This window comes from Arthrobacter sp. ov118 (assembly GCF_900116495.1).
Classification (GTDB): Bacteria; Actinomycetota; Actinomycetes; order Actinomycetales; family Micrococcaceae; genus Arthrobacter.
On the sequence record NZ_FPAY01000001.1, the window covers coordinates 587,163 to 601,012 of the forward strand.

A 13,850-nucleotide genomic window follows, 5' to 3' on the forward strand; every position below is an offset into this window, starting at 1 on the left:
ATTGTGCCGGAGATGGAGTTTGTTATGAGCGCTGAGCAGGAACTGACCCCGTTGACCGATGATGAGCTGATGGCGCAGGGCGGAACGGCCCTTCCCGCGAAGGAAGTCGCCTCCGTCCTGGACCTGAATGCGGACCTGAATCTCGGCATCAGTGCCGCGGCGCCGATCGACCTCGGCGTAGCAGCCAATGCCAACGTCGGCGCACCGATTGATGCGGCCGCGTCCGCGAACGTCCTGTCCCTCGGTTCGGAATCCCAGGCGCTCGCGGACCAGGGCACCATCATCAACCAGGGCATCACGGGCGATGCCACGGCTGATTCCACGCAGGACAGCACCCTCGACCAGGCCGCCGGGACCACCGGCTCCGATGGAACCGCCGACGCCGGGGCAGCCACTGCCGGGGACGCCCCCGCCGCATCCACCGCCGGAGCCGCCCTTCCGGGCGACCCCTCGGGCGCTCTGCCGGACGGGACCGTGCCGGACCTGGGCGGCGCCCTGCCGGCGGACGTTCCCACGGCTGCCGGCGCTGCAGGTGCACTCAATGGCAATCTGCTCAACGTCGACGTGAACCTGGACGCCAACGCCGGCATCGCGGCACCGATCAACGGTGCCGTGGCTGCCAACGCCAACGTCGCCGCCCCGATCGACGCGGCCGTCGGTGCCAACATCGGCTCCGTCGACAGCAACGCGTTCGCCGTCGCCCAGCAGGATGCCATCATCAACCAGGACATCCACGGCGACGCCACGGCCTCGGCTGACCAGCAGTCCGACCTGAAGCAGTAGCACCTAGATGAGCACTATGCAGGGAGGGCCGTCCGGGCAGGACGGCCCTCCGGTCCCGTCTGCCACTGGCACCGGAACTGCCGCCGCGCCCGCCGAAGCGGGCGGCGGACTCTCTGCCGGGCAGGGCGCCGGAGCCGCCGGCCCGGCGTCGTCGGTGGCTACCGGCCAGGCGCCGGTCCCGGTGCGGGCCTCCGGCGTCCAGCTGCTCGGCGGGACGAAAGGTTCGGGCTATAAGGAAGCGCCCTCCCTGGTGCGCCGCGCCGACGGCCAGACCATCCAGCTGACCCGCCTGCTGTATCTGGTGCTCGAGGCCATCGATGGCCGCCGGGACCTGGACGAGATCGCCGAGCACGCGAGCAACAAGTTCGGCCGGCTGGTCAGTGCTGACAACGTGCAGACGCTGATCGACTCCCAGCTTCTCCCCCTCGGACTCCTGCGGCTGGCGGACGGTTCCGAACCCGAGGTCAGGAAATCGAACCCGTTGCTGGGCATGCGCTTCCGGTACTCCGTGACGGACCCGGACCGCACCCGGAAGCTCACGGCACCGTTCGCCGTGCTATTCAACCCGTTCATCGTGGTGGCCGTGACCGCGGCTTTCCTCGCCACGTGCTGGTGGGTGCTGATGGTCAAGGGGCTGGCCTCGGCCACGCATGATGCGTTTGCCAACCCCGGCCTGGTGCTCCTGATCCTGGTGGTGACAGTGTTCTCGGCTGGCTTCCATGAGTTCGGCCATGCCGCCGCTGCCCGCCGGGGCGGCGCCATGCCCGGGGCCATGGGAATGGGCTTGTACCTGATGTGGCCGGCCTTCTACACGGACGTGACCGATTCCTACCGATTGGGGCGGGGCGGCCGCCTCCGCACGGACCTTGGCGGGCTGTATTTCAACGCGATCGTGGCCGTCGGGATCATGGGCCTCTGGTGGGCCACCGGGTTCGATGCGCTGCTGCTGGTGGTGGTGACCCAGATTCTGCAGATGGTGCGGCAGCTGATGCCGATGGTCCGCTTCGACGGCTACCACATCCTCGCCGACGCCACCGGGGTCCCGGACCTGTTCCAGCGCATCAAACCCACGCTGCTTGCCCTTGTTCCGTGGCGCAGAACAGATCCCCAAGCCGGGCTCCTCAAGCCCTGGGCGCGGGCCGTCGTCACCATTTGGGTGCTGGTCACCGTTCCCTTGCTCCTTTTCAGCATGGTCACGATGGTGCTGACCCTGCCGCGCATCCTGGGCACCGCCTGGGACAACGGCTGGGAACAGCACGCCATGCTCTCCCACAGCCTCTCGACAGGCAACGTTGCCGACGCAGCCGTCCGGGTCATCGCGATCGCCTGCATTGCCCTGCCTGTTCTGGGTATCTTCTACATCCTGCTGCGGTTAGTCCGACAGTTCGCCACAGGCCTGTGGCAAAAGACCCGCGGGACGGCCTGGCAGCGCGCCACCGCGGTCGCCGCCATCGCGGCGGTCGTGGCCGGCCTCGCGTGGGCGTGGTGGCCCGGCGCTGACACCTACCGTCCCGTCCAGCCCTACGAGCGCGGGACCCTGGCCGATGCCACCGCTGCCGTGTTCCCGGCCGCGGCCGCGGGCCGGCTCGCAGAGGGCCAGTCAGGACGGACCGTTGCCCTGTGGCCGGCAGGCACCCGCAAGCCGACCCGGGACGAACCCCAGCTGAGCATGGTCCTGGCGCCACGGCAGACGGCCCCGGGCACAGCGGTAAGCACCGGCACCGCCGGCACCACTGCGGCGCCGTCGTGGGTGTTCCCCTTTGACAAGCCGGCCCCGCCCGAGGATGACGGCAACCAGTCCCTCGCGGTCAACACCACTGACGGGTCGGTGGTCTACGACGTCGCCTTCGCCCTGGTCTGGGCTGACGACGGCGGCACCGTGGACACCAGGAACGAGGCCTACGCGTTCGCCAACTGCCAGGACTGCGCTGCTGTGGCCGTGGGCTTCCAGGTGGTCCTGATCGTGGGCCAGGCCGATGTGATCGTCCCGGAGAACCTTTCCGCCTCGGCCAACTACAACTGTGTCCGGTGCCTCACCTACGCCCTGGCCAGCCAGCTCGTCCTCACCCTGGACGGGCCCCTGAGCGCAGAGGGCATGTCCAGGCTCGACGCGTTGTGGCAGGAGATTGCCGCCTACGGCCGCGACCTGCGCAACGTCCCGCTCTCAGAGATTCAGGGCCGGCTGAGTGCCTACAAGGAACAGCTCATGGAGATTATCAAGGCCGATCCCAGCGCCACCCCGGCCGGGCCCTCCGACACACCGGCGACCCCGGGCGCAACCACGCAGCCCACATCGGGGAGCACTGCGGCACCATCCCCCGGCGTCCCGGAACAGGGCCCGCCGACCGGTGGAACATCGACGTCGGTCCCTGCTCCGGCTGACACGGCGGCTGAACCGGCCCAGACGGCGCAACCTGCGCCGTCCGGAGGCACGGGCGCAGAAACGGCGACTGCGCCGGCTCCCGCGCCCGGAACGGCGTCGGCCGCCCCGACCGCTGCTGCGCCTCCCGCTCCCTAGGCGCGGCCGGCGGCGGCGACGCTCCATCCCAGTTGCCGGCTGCCGGACCGACTCCGGCCCAGTGGATCCGCGGGGTTCATAGGGTCCGGGGCAGCCCGGGCAGAAGCAACTGGGCGGGAGCGTCGCCCAGGACTTCAAGCCGCCGAGTGTTTCGCGGGTCTAGCGGGCCTTCCACTCTTCCGCGAGGAGGGCGTACACCACTTCCGTGGCCCACTGTCCCTTGTAATGCCACTTGTCCACCTGGCGCGATTCCAGACGCATGCCGAGGCGTTCACAGAGCGCCGCCGAGGCAGTATTCAGGGCATCGAGCTTGGCGTCGATGCGGTGGAAGTGCAGGTCCTCAAACCCGAGCTTGAGCAGTGCTCCGGCGGCCTCGGACGCAATCCCCCGGCCGCGGGCCGCCGGGGCCAGGCTCCAGCCGATCTCGGCCTGCCCGCGGCCCGGCAGCCATTTGAGCACCACCTCACCGAGCAGGCCCGGCGAATCCGCGGCCTCAATGGCCAGCGCCACCCAGTCGCCTTCCTTCTCGAAGACGAAGTTGGCGTACCTGCCCAGGGACTCCATGGACTTGGTGTAGCTCTTCGCCTCCCCCGGCAGGAAACGCGCGGTCTCGGGCAGCGAGTGGTAGGCGTGGAAGGCGTCTAGGTCGGAGGCCTCGAAGCGGCGCAGGACCAGGCGCTCGGTGCGGAGGGGCAGCGGAGGCAGCGGTTTGGGCTCGGTCATGCCCCCAACGCTACCCCGCCAAACTAGCTCGCAGCTGCGGCCGTTCTGGGCCCCTAAAGGGTCAGTTAACGAGCAACCGTCGCGTGGGCGACGACGGCGGCCGTCGCCTCGGCGATCGCGCGCTCCTCGTCGGTGGGGACCACGAGCACCGGCAGGGCCGAGGCAGCAGTGGAGATCACGCGCGGGTCCTTGGAGCGCTCACGGTTCAGGCCGGCGTCGAGCTCGACGCCGAGCGCCCCCAGCCGTTCCGCCACGAGAGTGCGGAACTGGTGCGAGTTCTCGCCGATACCGGCCGTGAACACGAGCGCCTTCGCGCCGCCGACGGCCACGTGGTACCCGCCGATGTACTTCGCGAGCCGGTAGGACGCGACGGCCAGGCCCATGGCCGCCCTGGCATCGCCGGCTTCCGCGGCCTCCACCACCGAGCGCATGTCGTTGTTTCCGGCCAGGCCCTTGAGCCCGGACTGCCGGTTCAGCATGGAATCGATGTCTTCCGGGGACCAGCCGGCGCGGCCGAGGAAGACCAGGATTGACGGGTCGAGGTCCCCGGAGCGGGTGCCCATGACGAGTCCCTCAAGCGGCGTGAATCCCATCGAGGTGTCGATGGACTGGCCGCCGCGGATGGCCGTGACGGAGGCGCCGTTGCCCAGGTGGGCGATGACGGCGTCGAACTCCTCCACCGGAACATCCAGCAGCGCCGCCGACCGGTGCGCGACGTACTCATGCGAGGTCCCGTGGAACCCGTAGCGGCGGATCCCGTGGTTCGTGTAGAGCTCGTCGGGCACCGCGTAGCGCCAGGCGTGCTCGGGCAGGGTGCGGTGGAAGGCGGTGTCGAACACGGCGACCTGCGGTAGTTCGGGCCACTTCTTCGAGATCGCCCGGATGCCCAGGACATTGGCGGGGTTGTGCAGCGGAGCGAGCGGGTTCAGCCGTTCGATGGCCCGGGTGATCTCGTTGTTGACCAGCACCGGCTCGGCGAAGCGCTCCCCGCCGTGCACCACGCGGTGTCCGACGGCGTCCAGCGCCCGGTCCCCGAGCGCCTTGTGGATGTCCGCGTCCACAAGTTCGAGCGCCTCCGCGTGGTCCCGCGGGCCCTCGATCTGGCCGTCGCCCTCGCCGCCGGTACCCATCCCGATCTTCTCGACCAGCCCTTCGGCCAACACGCTGCCGGCCTCGACGTCCCGGACCTGGTATTTGAGCGAGGACGAGCCTGAGTTGATGACGAGCACGAGCACGGGGGCCTCCTAAGCCTTGGCTTCGACGGTCTGATCGGTTGCGGGCTGGGTCTGAGCCGGCTGGCTCCCGGCCGACTGGGCCTGGATGGCGGTGATGGCCACAGTGTTCACGATGTCCTCCACCGTGCAGCCGCGGGAGAGGTCGTTGACGGGCTTGCGCAGACCCTGCAGGACGGGCCCGACGGCGACGGCCCCGGAGGACTGCTGCACCGCCTTGTAGGTGTTGTTGCCCGTGTTCAGGTCAGGGAAGATAAACACGGTCGCCTGGCCGGCGACGGACGAGCCGGGCATCTTGGACTCCGCGATGGCGGCGTCCACGGCGGCGTCGTACTGGATAGGCCCTTCCACCGCCAGGTCCGGGCGGCGGGATTTGACCAGCTCGGTGGCCTGCCGCACCTCGTCCACGGCCTCGCCCGCGCCGGAACCGCCGGTGGAGTAGGAGAGCATGGCCACGCGCGGGTCCACGCCGAACTGGGCTGCCGTGCCCGCCGAGGCCAGGGCTATGTCCGCCAGCTGTTCCACGTTCGGGTCCGGGTTCACCGCGCAGTCCCCGTAGACCAGCACGCGGTCCGGCATGAGCATCAGGAACACGGAAGAGACCAGCTTGACGCCCTCGCGCGTCTTCACAAACTCCAGCGCCGGCCGGATGGTGTGCGCGGTGGTGTGCGCGGCGCCGGACACCATCCCGTCCACCACGCCCAGCTGCACCATCATGGTGCCGAAGTAGCTGCCGTCCAGCATGACCTCCATCGCCCGGGCCAGGTCCACGCCCCGGTGCGCGCGCAGTTCGGCGTACTTCTGCGCGAACTGCGGCCGCAGCTCCGACGTGACCGGATCGATGATGGTGATGCCGTTGAGGTCGATGCCTTGGGTGGAGGCCAGCTCCCTGACTTCGGATTCGTTGCCCAGCACCGTAAGGTCGCAGACGTCCCGGCGGTGCAGGATCTCCGCGGCGCGCAGGATCCGGACGTCCGTCCCTTCGGGGAGCACGATGTGCCGGCGCTGGGCGCGGGCCCGTTCGATGAGCTCGTGCAGGAACCGCAAGGGAGTCATCCGCTCCAGCCGCGGCAGGTGCAGGCGTTCCACGAGCTCGGTTTCGTCCACGCGCCTGGCCCACAGCCCCAAGGCTGAGGCCACCTTGCGGCGGTGGCCGGACCAGATTTCGCTGCGGACCTCGGCGACCTGCTTGGCCGTGGTGTAGGTGTCATCCGAACCGGCAAAGACGGGGAACGGCGCCTGTGCCAGCAGCGAGTAGATGTTCGGTTCCGGGGCCAGGCCGCCGGTGAGGATCAGCGCCGAGGGCACCGGGGATTCGGGCGAGAAGGAGGACGCCAGGCACGCCACCATCACGTCCGCACGGTCACCCGGGACGATCACCAGCGCGCCGTCGTCGAGCACGTGCAGGAAGTTGGCCACGTTCATGGCCGCCACCTTGACGGAGTGGACGTCACGTTCCATGTCCGGGCGGCCGGCCACCTGGCGGATGCCCAGGGCGGTGGCCACCTCACCGGTGGTGGGCCTGGCAATGTCCTCCAGCTCCGGGAAGATGTATACGGGCCGGCCCGAGGCGCCGGGCTTCAGGGCCGCCGCAATAGCATCCACGTCCTGCGGGTCTGCGCGGTTCACCATGATGGCGAGCAGGCTGCAGCGCTCCGCGGCGAGTTCCTTCCTGGCGACCTCGACGGCGTCCGCCGCCTCGGCTACCGTGCGGCCTTTCGCCCCCACCACTGCGACCACGGGGGCGGCCAGGTTGTTGGCCAGACGGGCATTGAGGTCGAACTCGACGGCGGCGTCCTGGCCCGTGAGGTCGGTCCCCTCCACAATCACCACATCGCAGTGCCTGGACATCTCGTGGAAGATCTCCACGCAGCGGGCATCGATTTCCGCCCGGTTCCCCTCCGCCAGGAGGCCGCGGACCTCGGCGAACGTCAAGCCGCCGCGGCAGCGGTCGTCGTCGAGGTCGAACCGCGACTTCATGAGGGCAACCATCGGATCGGCCGCGGCATCGGGGCCGTGGACGACGGGCTTGAAGAACCCGATCCGGTCCGCGTGCCGGTGGAGCGTGTCCGCCAGGCCCAGGGCTATGAGGGACTTGCCGGAGCCCGGGGTGGTCGCGCTGACGTAGATTCCTTTGGCCATGTGTCCCAGCATACTTACACCCCTTGACAGCGGGCACCGAAATGGGATTACCTAATGAACATTCGGTAAATAAAGCTGGAGGCAACGACGCATGGCTGAACTGACGATTTCCGGCGACACCCACCCCATCCTGAAAGACGACTATGCCTCCGAATGGATGGGCATCCAGGTGCTGTCAGTGGGCGACGGGCACGCCACGGTCCGGATGACGCTCCGGCAGGAAATGCTCAACGGCTTCGGCATGGCGCACGGCGGCATGGTGTTCGCCTTCGGGGACACGGCCTTCGCCCTCGCCTGCAACCCGGCCGAGCCGGACGCCGACACCATCACGGTTGCCGCCGGCGTCGACATCAACTTCCTCAAGCCGGCCTTCCGCGGCCAGATCCTCACCGCTGTGGCCACGCGCCGCGCCAGCACGGGGCGCAGCGGCCTGTACGACATCCAGATCTACGCCGCCGATCCCGGCACCGCCTCATCCCCGGCGCCGACCCCCTCAACGACAGCGGCGTCCCACACCGGCGCGGCTTCTCAACCCGCCGGCGCGGCCACCGCCGCTGATCCCGCGGTGGATCCAGCATTCCTTCCGGGCGAACTCATCGCCGAGTTCCGCGGCCGCAGCCGCACCATCTCCAAGAAATAGAAGCAGGGAACCACAGATGACCCAAGAAACTGTCGCCGCCGCCACCGACGCCGTCCTGGACCGCGAGGAGACCATTTCCCGCGACGAACTCGAGGCGCTCCAGCTCAGCCGCCTGCAGCATACGGTGGCCTACGCCTACGACCGCGTTCCCCTGTACAAGCGCAAGTTCGACGAGGCCGGCGTGCACCCGACGGACCTGCGTGAGCTCTCCGACCTCGGCAAGTTCCCCTTCACCACGAAGGATGACCTGCGCCTCGAATACCCCTTCGGCATGTTCGCCGTGCCGCAGCACGAGGTCGCCCGGATCCACGCCAGCTCGGGCACCACGGGCCGCGCCACCGTGGTGGGCTACACGAAGAAGGACCTCGCCGACTGGGCCAAGCTCGTGGCCCGTTCGCTGCGGGCCTCCGGCGTCCGGCCGGGCATGAAGGTGCACAACGCCTACGGCTACGGCCTGTTCACGGGCGGCATGGGCGCGCACGCCGGCGCCGAGGCGCTCGGCTGCACGGTCATCCCCATCTCCGGGGGCCAGACCGAGCGCCAGATCACGCTGATCCAGGATTTCAAGCCCGACGCCATCCTGGCCACCCCGACGTACCTGCTCACCATCGCCGACGCCATGATGAAGCAGGGCATCGACCCGGCCTCAACGTCCCTGAAGTACGCGGTCCTGGGCGCCGAGCCGTGGACCGAGGAAATGCGGCACGAGCTCGAGACCACCATGAACATCAAGGCCTGCGACATCTACGGCCTCTCCGAGGTCATGGGCCCGGGCGTGGCCGGCGAAGCCGTGGAAACGCAGGACGGCAGCCACATCTGGGAGGACCATTTCCGGCCCGAGATCATCGACGCCTTCGACCCCACGGTGGTGCTGGGCGACGGCCAGCCCGGCGAGCTGGTCTTCACGTCCCTCACCAAGGAAGCCCTCCCGATCATCCGGTACCGGACCAAGGACCTCAGCCGGCTTCTGCCAGGCACCGCGCGTCCGGCGCACCGGCGGATGGGCCGCATCACAGGGCGCAGCGACGACATGATCATCCTGCGCGGCGTGAACCTGTTCCCTTCGCAGATCGAGGAAATCGCCCTCCGCATCCCCGAACTGAGCCCGCACTTCCAGCTGGAACTCACCCGGCCCGAGGGCCAGCGCATGGACCAGCTCACCGTCCGGATTGAACGCCGCGACGCCGTCACAACCGAGGGCAGCGCAGCCGCCGCCAAGATCCTGCAGCAGCAGATCAAGATCCACGTCGGCTCATCCTGCAGCGTCGACGTCGTCGAGCCCGGTTCGCTGGAGCGTTCGAACGGCAAGCTGCGCCGGATCTACGACATGCGTCCCAAGGGCTGAGTCTGCCCGCTTGTTCAGCCCCCAGGCCGGCCCGGGCGGCGTGTCCTCTTCGGGGCCACGCTGGCCGGGCTGACCGACCGTTCATGAGAAACTAGCGAGTATGTCCAGCACAGCAACCAGCACCAAGCGGGGCCGGCCCGGCTATGACCAGCAGTCGGTCCTGCTGATCGCCGTCGACGTCTTCAACCGCCACGGCTACGACGCCACCTCCATGGGCATCCTCGCGGAGAACCTGGGCATTTCGAAGTCTGCGATCTACCACCACGTGCCGTCCAAGGGCGATTTGCTCAAGCTCGCGCTGGACCACGCGCTCGGCGGCCTTGAGGCCATCCTGGAGCGGCCCGAGGCGCAGACCGGCTCGGCCGACGCGCGGCTGGAGTTTGTGGTCCGCGAGACCATCTCGGTCCTCGTGGAACGGCTGCCGTTCGTCACGCTGCTGCTCAGGCTGCGCGGCAACACCGACATCGAACGCAATGCCCTGGAGCGCCGGCGCACGTTCGACCACAAGGTCGCCGCCCTCATTTCGGACGCCCGCGACGAAGGCTCGCTGCGCCAGGACATCGATCCCCGCACCGTGACCCGCCTGCTGTTCGGCACCATCAACTCGATCGTTGAGTGGTACAAGCCCGGCGGCTCGCTGTCCCCGGAGAAGCTGGCCGACGACGTCATCACCATGGCGTTCCACGGCCTCCACGTTCCGGACTAGCCCTCGCGGTTCCCGGTGTGCGCACCGCCGGAACACGTTGACGCCCGGCGGCCCCGCGGCCACTCTTGGAGCATGGCCACAAGACTCTCCCAGGTGCTCTTCGGAGCGTTCCCGCAGCTGCGCTTCGAACCGACGGCCAAGCGTGTCCGTGCAGCCCTCGCAGGCCACCCCGTGGTGGACACGCAGAATGCCTACTTGATCTGGGAGCCGCGCCGGATCACGCCGGTCTTCGCCGTGCCAGTAAACGAGCTGCGCGCCAAGCTTGTGGCGCCGTCACTGCCCGCCCCGGCTGTCGAGGAATACGCCGCCACCATCCGCCGGGACATCCAGCCGGGATTCGACCCGAGGACAAGTTTCCACAAGCACACGGCACCCGGCGAGGAACTCGACGTCGTGACTCCAGGGGCAGCGGCGCCGCGGGCGGCCTTCCGGCCCGATGATCCGGACCTGGCCGGCTATGTCGTGCTGGAATTCGACAGTTTCGAGTGGCTCGAGGACGACGAGAAAATCATCGGCCACCCCCGGGACCCGTTTCACCGGGTGGACATCCGTGCGTCCTCGGTCCCGGTGGAAGTCGCCGTCGACGGCGTCACGCTGGCCGCCAGCGAGAGCACCCAGCTGCTCTACGAAACGATGCTCCCGGTGCGGTATTACCTTCCGCCCGCCGATGTGCGGCTGGAACTCCTGGAGGAAAGCCCGAAACGCACGGTCTGCCCCTACAAGGGCAGGGCCAGCTACTACACCTACCCCGGTTCCGAGCGTGGCCGGAACGTTGCGTGGACCTACTACGACTCTTTCCGCGACGCCGCCCAGATCCACGGTCTGGTGTGCTTCTTCAACGAACGGGTGGACCTGACGGTGGGCGGCGTGCTCCAGCCCCGGCCTGTGACCCCCTGGTCCAGGGCGGCCGGCTAGGCAGCACGAAGGCAGGCAACGGATTGTAGGGAGCGAGGGCCAGCAACAGAAAGGGCGCCCCGCTGAGCCGGAGCGCCGTGCATCTGCGGTACCTCAGAGCTGGTAGTCAGCAGCCGTGGTGATGTTCTCGTGCACGCAAAGAACGTTGTGCTCCGAGTCCATGAACCAGGCGCACTTCTCGGAATCCGTCGTGCAAATGTGGTTCTCGGTCTTCAGATCGGGGAGATCGTAGTCCTGGAACGCGACGCCCTTGGCTTCCATCTCCCGGACCGTGCGTTCGATCTCGCTGACTTCGAAACTCAGGGCGGTGTGCTCTGAATGCATCCCATCCTTTACAGGCATCAGCTGCAGCATCGGGCCGCCCTCTGAGCCGAACATTTCGCTTCCGTCGTCTGCCACGCCACGGTGCGGGAGCCCCAAAGTGTCCGCGTAGAAATGCCGGGCACGTTCTGCATCATCCACTGGCAGGACTGTTGTGGCTTTGTTGAGTACTAGGGTCATTTCGCCACCTCCTACGATCAAGATTTTACGCCGGAGCTGGATGGAAAGAGCCTGCCGTTTGCGCCCCCCGGAACCGGTCACGACTGCCCCTCCCGGGTTGCCCCTCCCTGGTTGCCCCTCCCTGGTTGCCCCTCCCGGGTTGCGCTATCACTTGTGGCGGTCATTTCGACCATTTGGCAGCCACAAGTGATAGCGCAACGGGCGAGGGAGGGGCGGGAGGGGTTATTTCTCCACGAGGGTCAGGACGTCGTACGTGGCCACGATTTCGTCGTTCTGGTTGGTCAGGACGGCGTCCCAGGCCACCTCGCCGTATTCATCGGTCTCGCGCGGGGTGATCTTTTTGGCCGTCAGCGTGACCCGGATCGAGTCGCCAGCGGCCACGGGGGTGATGAACCGCAGGTTCTCCAGGCCGTAGTTGGCCAGGACGGGGCCCGGCGCGGGCTCCACGAACAGGCCGGCAGCCCAGCTGAGCAGGAGGTAGCCGTGCGCCACGATGCCGGGGAAGAACGGGTTGGCCGCTGCGGCCTCCTGGTTGGTGTGCGCGTAGAAGGTGTCGCCGGTGGAGTTCGCGAACTTGGTGATTTCCTCCAGCGAGACCTCACGCAGCTCCGAGCGGATGGCGTCGCCAATGTGCAGAGTGGCCAGGGATTTCCGGAACGGATGCTGGCCCTCGGTCTCGAGCGTGAAGTTGCGGTCCGCGCCGGTGTGCCAAACGCCCGTGACGGCGGTCAGCATGTTGGGCGAGCCCTGGATGGCGGTGCGCTGCATGTGATGCATCACCGAGCGGATGCCGCCGAGCTCTTCGCCGCCGCCGGCGCGTCCGGGACCGCCGTGGACCAGGTGCGGAACCGGGGAACCGTGGCCGGTGGAGCTGCGGGCATCCTCACGGTTGAGCATGAGCACGCGGCCATGGTGGGCAGCGATGCCGGTGACCAATTGCTGCGCGACGGCGGGGTCGTTGGTGCAGACCGATGCGACGAGCGAGCCGCCGCCGCGGGCGGCGAGCCGGACGGCGTCGGCCAGGTCCGTGTAGCCGATCACCGATGACACCGGGCCGAAGGCCTCAAGTGAGTGGACTTCCTCGGCCTCCGGATCGGCCCAGCTCAGCAGGACCGGGGACATGAAGGCGCCGCCGTCGACGACGCCGATGCTTCCGTCGGCGCTGGTGACCTTCGGCGAATCGAGCGTGCCGTACGCAAGCTCACCGCCGGCGTCGAGCATGGACTGGACCGCGGCGCGCACGTCGGCGAGCTGCTCGAGGGAGGCCAGGGCGCCCATGGTGACGCCCTCCGCGCGGGGGTCACCGAGCACGACGCGTTCGCGGATGCGCTCCCCCACTGCGGTCACGACGTCGGCAACAAGTTCCTGCGGGACGATCGCGCGGCGGATCGAGGTGCATTTTTGTCCGGCCTTGGCCGTCATCTCGGTGACGAGTGACTTAATGAAGGCGTCGAATTCCGGAGTGCCCTTGACGGCGTCCGGGCCCAGGATCGCCGCATTGAGCGAGTCGGTCTCGGAGGTGAAGCGGATGCCGCCCTGAACCACGTTGGGGTGGGACTTGAGCGTGTTGGCGGTTGAGGCCGAGCCCGTGAACGCCACGAGGTCGCGGTAGTCGAGATGATCCAGCAGGGTGCGGGCGGAGCCGGAAACGAGCTGCAGCGAGCCGGTGGGCAGGATGCCGGATTCGTCGATCGCCTTCACCACTGCCGCGGCCACATAGCCTGTCGGGGTGGCGGGCTTGACGATGGTGGGAACGCCGGCGAGAAAGGCCGGGGCGAATTTCTCGAGCATGCCCCAGACCGGGAAGTTGAAGGCGTTGATCTGCACGGCGACGCCCGGGATGCGGGTAAAGATGTGCTCGCCGGCGAATGAGCCGTCCCGGGACAGCACCTCCATGGGCCCGTCCACCACCACCTGGGCGTTGGGCAGTTCCCGGCGCCCCTTGGACCCGAAGGTGAAGAGCACGCCGATCCCGCCGTCGATGTCGATCATGGAATCGATCTTGGTGGCGCCGGTCTGCGCCGAGACCTCATAAAACTCCTCGCGCCGGCCGTTGAGGTACTGCGCCAGCTCCTTGAGTTTAAGGGCCCGCTGGTGGAAGGTCAGCGTGCCAAGTTCCGCCTGGCCGGTGGTGCGGCCGTAGTCCACGACGGCGGCAAGGTCCAGTCCCTCGGTGCTCACCTTGGCCAGGAGTTCGCCGGTGCTGGCATCCAGGACCGGCGCCGCGCCGGCGTCGGCGTCGGGAGTCCACCAGGAGCCCCGGACGAAGCTGGGAACGATCTCTACGGTGTCGAGGGTTGGTGCGGCTGTGGTGGTCATCGTTGACGGGTCCTTCCAACGGGGGC

11 protein-coding genes are annotated in these 13,850 nt (G+C 68.3%); 6 read left to right on the forward strand and 5 right to left on the reverse strand.

Annotated elements, in window-relative coordinates:
• The first annotated feature begins 24 nt into the window (after window positions 1-24).
• Together BM372_RS02695 and BM372_RS02700 are read left to right on the forward strand one after the other, a co-directional pair.
• Window positions 25-783: a peptidoglycan-binding protein gene (locus tag BM372_RS02695; protein WP_090951428.1), complete on the forward strand. Its 759-nt coding sequence runs from the start codon at window positions 25-27 to the stop codon at window positions 781-783.
• 7 nt (window positions 784-790) lie between these two features.
• The gene (locus BM372_RS02700; protein ID WP_090951431.1) at window positions 791-3,301 is read left to right on the forward strand and encodes a hypothetical protein; all 2,511 of its coding nucleotides are present in this window, start codon (window positions 791-793) and stop codon (window positions 3,299-3,301) included.
• A gap of 159 nt (window positions 3,302-3,460) precedes the next feature.
• On the opposite strand, the gene BM372_RS02705 is transcribed toward BM372_RS02700, so the two are convergent.
• The 3 genes from BM372_RS02705 to pta all read right to left on the reverse strand — a co-directional run bounded on the left by BM372_RS02705 (window position 3,461) and on the right by pta (window position 7,398).
• On the reverse strand, window positions 3,461-4,024 hold the full coding sequence (locus tag BM372_RS02705) for a GNAT family N-acetyltransferase (RefSeq protein WP_090951434.1): 564 nt from the start codon (window positions 4,022-4,024) through the stop codon (window positions 3,461-3,463).
• Window positions 4,025-4,089: 65 nt separating this feature from the next.
• The gene (locus tag BM372_RS02710) at window positions 4,090-5,259 is read right to left on the reverse strand and encodes an acetate kinase (RefSeq protein ID WP_090951437.1); all 1,170 of its coding nucleotides are present in this window, start codon (window positions 5,257-5,259) and stop codon (window positions 4,090-4,092) included.
• Window positions 5,260-5,268: 9 nt separating this feature from the next.
• The gene (pta, locus tag BM372_RS02715; RefSeq protein WP_090952894.1) at window positions 5,269-7,398 is read right to left on the reverse strand and encodes a phosphate acetyltransferase; all 2,130 of its coding nucleotides are present in this window, start codon (window positions 7,396-7,398) and stop codon (window positions 5,269-5,271) included.
• A gap of 91 nt (window positions 7,399-7,489) precedes the next feature.
• Between pta and BM372_RS02720 the strand changes: the two genes are divergently transcribed.
• The 4 genes from BM372_RS02720 (at window position 7,490) to BM372_RS02735 (ending at window position 11,004) form a co-directional block, all read left to right on the forward strand.
• Window positions 7,490-8,038: a hotdog fold thioesterase gene (locus BM372_RS02720; protein ID WP_090951440.1), complete on the forward strand. Its 549-nt coding sequence runs from the start codon at window positions 7,490-7,492 to the stop codon at window positions 8,036-8,038.
• Between the two features lie 16 nt (window positions 8,039-8,054).
• Window positions 8,055-9,383 carry a phenylacetate--CoA ligase PaaK gene (gene paaK / locus BM372_RS02725; protein ID WP_090951443.1) on the forward strand — a complete coding sequence of 443 codons (1,329 nt, stop codon included), beginning with the start codon at window positions 8,055-8,057 and terminating at the stop codon, window positions 9,381-9,383.
• 100 nt (window positions 9,384-9,483) lie between these two features.
• A complete protein-coding gene (locus BM372_RS02730; RefSeq protein WP_090951446.1) occupies window positions 9,484-10,089 on the forward strand; it encodes a TetR/AcrR family transcriptional regulator in 606 nt (201 codons plus the stop codon).
• A 72-nt stretch (window positions 10,090-10,161) separates the two neighbouring features.
• On the forward strand, window positions 10,162-11,004 hold the full coding sequence (locus BM372_RS02735; RefSeq protein ID WP_090951449.1) for a DUF427 domain-containing protein: 843 nt from the start codon (window positions 10,162-10,164) through the stop codon (window positions 11,002-11,004).
• Window positions 11,005-11,097: 93 nt separating this feature from the next.
• Here the strand turns inward: BM372_RS02735 and BM372_RS02740 are convergent, their stop codons facing one another.
• Complete coding sequence (locus BM372_RS02740) at window positions 11,098-11,505, reverse strand: VOC family protein (RefSeq protein ID WP_090951453.1); 408 nt, start codon at window positions 11,503-11,505, stop codon at window positions 11,098-11,100.
• Window positions 11,506-11,727: 222 nt separating this feature from the next.
• Window positions 11,728-13,824 carry a phenylacetic acid degradation bifunctional protein PaaZ gene (paaZ, locus tag BM372_RS02745; protein ID WP_090951456.1) on the reverse strand — a complete coding sequence of 699 codons (2,097 nt, stop codon included), beginning with the start codon at window positions 13,822-13,824 and terminating at the stop codon, window positions 11,728-11,730.
• Window positions 13,825-13,850 lie beyond the last annotated feature (26 nt).

What these genes read in the sequence shown, in the direction of transcription:
- BM372_RS02695 (WP_090951428.1), top strand. Translation starts at nt 25, where the DNA reads ATGAGCGCTGAGCAGGAACTGACCCCGTTGACCGATGATGAGCTGATG.
- BM372_RS02700 (WP_090951431.1), top strand. Translation starts at nt 791, where the DNA reads ATGAGCACTATGCAGGGAGGGCCGTCCGGGCAGGACGGCCCTCCGGTC.
- BM372_RS02705 (WP_090951434.1), bottom strand. Translation starts at nt 4,024, where the DNA reads ATGACCGAGCCCAAACCGCTGCCTCCGCTGCCCCTCCGCACCGAGCGC.
- pta (WP_090952894.1), bottom strand. Translation starts at nt 7,398, where the DNA reads ATGGCCAAAGGAATCTACGTCAGCGCGACCACCCCGGGCTCCGGCAAG.
- BM372_RS02720 (WP_090951440.1), top strand. Translation starts at nt 7,490, where the DNA reads ATGGCTGAACTGACGATTTCCGGCGACACCCACCCCATCCTGAAAGAC.
- paaK (WP_090951443.1), top strand. Translation starts at nt 8,055, where the DNA reads ATGACCCAAGAAACTGTCGCCGCCGCCACCGACGCCGTCCTGGACCGC.
- BM372_RS02730 (WP_090951446.1), top strand. Translation starts at nt 9,484, where the DNA reads ATGTCCAGCACAGCAACCAGCACCAAGCGGGGCCGGCCCGGCTATGAC.
- BM372_RS02735 (WP_090951449.1), top strand. Translation starts at nt 10,162, where the DNA reads ATGGCCACAAGACTCTCCCAGGTGCTCTTCGGAGCGTTCCCGCAGCTG.
- BM372_RS02740 (WP_090951453.1), bottom strand. Translation starts at nt 11,505, where the DNA reads ATGACCCTAGTACTCAACAAAGCCACAACAGTCCTGCCAGTGGATGAT.
- paaZ (WP_090951456.1), bottom strand. Translation starts at nt 13,824, where the DNA reads ATGACCACCACAGCCGCACCAACCCTCGACACCGTAGAGATCGTTCCC.